The organism is Methanospirillum sp., from assembly GCF_035560735.1.
Classification (GTDB): Archaea; Halobacteriota; Methanomicrobia; order Methanomicrobiales; family Methanospirillaceae; genus Methanospirillum.
In genome coordinates this window covers 1-2,103 of sequence record NZ_DATMYY010000026.1, presented here as the reverse complement: position 1 = coordinate 2,103, position 2,103 = coordinate 1, and the positions used below count along the sequence as shown (strand labels likewise).

Below are 2,103 nucleotides of genomic sequence, written 5' to 3'. Positions count from 1 at the left end.
CGTTTATTCTGCATGGTGGCAAAGTTGGTATACACGCCGGTCATCAGATCCTCTCTAGTTGGCGTCTCATATCGGAACTCAAAAAAAGGATTTTATGCTTCTTACAAAGCATTTCACACCACTGTCATGCAGTACCGGGTGCCTGGTATTTTTTAGAAAAAAGCCTGCCATCAGTCACGGTGATTAAATCAGGAAGAACCCCTATTGCTCCGGAGTTTGCATTCATTGCTTTGAGTGTGACCGAATAGGTTCCCGGAACAGTATAGGTATGAGTTGGATTTATCTCACCTGATGTTTTTCCGTCTCCAAAATTCCAGGAGTAAGCGGTTGGATTACCCTGACATGTACTGGTAAATGCAACAGTCAGAGGAGCTGAACCTCTTATGGTATTGGCGGTAAACGAGACTTGTATTGTATCAGAAGAACCTGAAGTGGAATTGCTCTGAACTGTAGATAAAGCGTTTAAAGACCAGTTATCAACCGAACCTAGCATACTGGTTCCACCATTGGGTCCCGGCTGGGATAGGAGGGATTCCATATCAACGGTCTTTGTTGAATCAGAATTTTGGATGTCAACAATCCAGGCGTCATAACCCCCATGATTACCAGACACATCGCCATCATTTGATGAAGTGTATCCGGCTACCAGGTACCTGTCGTTGGAAATCTGAATAATCGATATTGCATCATCTTCTCCAGTTCCTCCAAGACATTTTTGCCATTTCAAGTTGCCATCAGCATCAAGTTTCACTATCCAGGCATCATAATCACCGTGATAACCTGACACATCGCCATCATCAGATGATGTATATCCGGCAATCAAATACCCGCTGTCAGAATCCTGTATAACAGATTCAACAGCATCATCGCCTGAACCACCAAGACATTTCTGCCATTTCAGGTTGCCGTCAGCATCAAGTTTCACTACCCAGGCATCGTTATTGCCGTGGTTACCTGAAACATTCCCATCTGTGGAATTGGTGTACCCGCCTATTAGATATCCGCCATCTTTTGTCTTAATAAGGGAAGCCACATAGTCATCCCCACTACCACCGAGACATTTCTGCCACTTCAGTCCAACTGTGGTATTCAGACATACGATCCATGCATCGTAGCCCCCATGATTTCCAACGACATCTCCATCAGTGGAACTTGCCCTCCCTGCAGTAAGATATCCACCCTCTGGAGTTTGGATTACTGAAGTCAACTCATCTAAATTACTACCACCAAGACACTTCTGCCATTGCAATGTCCCATTTGCATTGATCTTCTGAATCCAGCCATCATAATCTCCATGATTACCAGATACGTTCCCATCCTGTGATCCAGTTCCTCCAATGACAAGGTATCCTGTATCAGCAGTCTGGATTCCTGACCAGCCCCAGTCGTGTTTGCTTCCTCCAAGACTGTTTGACCATTCAGTTGTACCGATAGATGAGAGTTTCAAGATCCATGAATCATCAGCACCATGGTTTCCGGTTACATTTCCATCAGTGGAGTATGAATACCCGGTGATAAGGTATCCTTTATCCGGGGTTTGATTCACTGACATACCGACATCAATATCAGATCCCCCTAGATTCTTCTGCCATTCAATGGATCCATTTGCAGCGAATTTCACAATCCAGTAATCATAGTTTCCATGAAATCCTGATATGTTGCCATCGGTTGAGTTTGTATATCCGCAAAAGATAGATCCTCCGTCAGCAGTCCTGATTATCGAGGATACAGTATCATCACTACTTCCGCCATAGCATTTCTGCCAGGTAACATTGATTCCCGTGGTATCTTTCAGTGATGATACGGTTGATGTTGTAGAAGACCTACTCGCCTTGACTTCCTGAGCCGAAAGGGCCATAGTTTGAGATTTAACGGCTGGCTGAAGCACAGGTGTTGTGTCGTTTCCAGAAGTGATATTAGATTGATGTATTCCCGGGCCTGAAAACTCTGGTGCCGGCCCTGGGAGAGCAGATACATTCAATGTTAGAAGACTGATGCAAACCAGCCCGGTGAGAAGTATAAAAAAACCTCTCGTTGGATATTTAAAATAAGAATCAATTCTCATATTTCCCCATTTATCTCCCGTACGCGGCAGAACCATCC

General features: G+C 44.5%; 1 protein-coding gene. It reads right to left on the bottom strand.

Annotated features, from left to right (window positions below; all coding sequences use genetic code 11):
• Positions 1 to 124: 124 nt before the first annotated feature.
• On the bottom strand, positions 125 to 2,103 hold a 1,979-nt coding region (locus tag VN429_RS00705), incomplete at its 5' end, for a PKD domain-containing protein (RefSeq protein ID WP_325628706.1).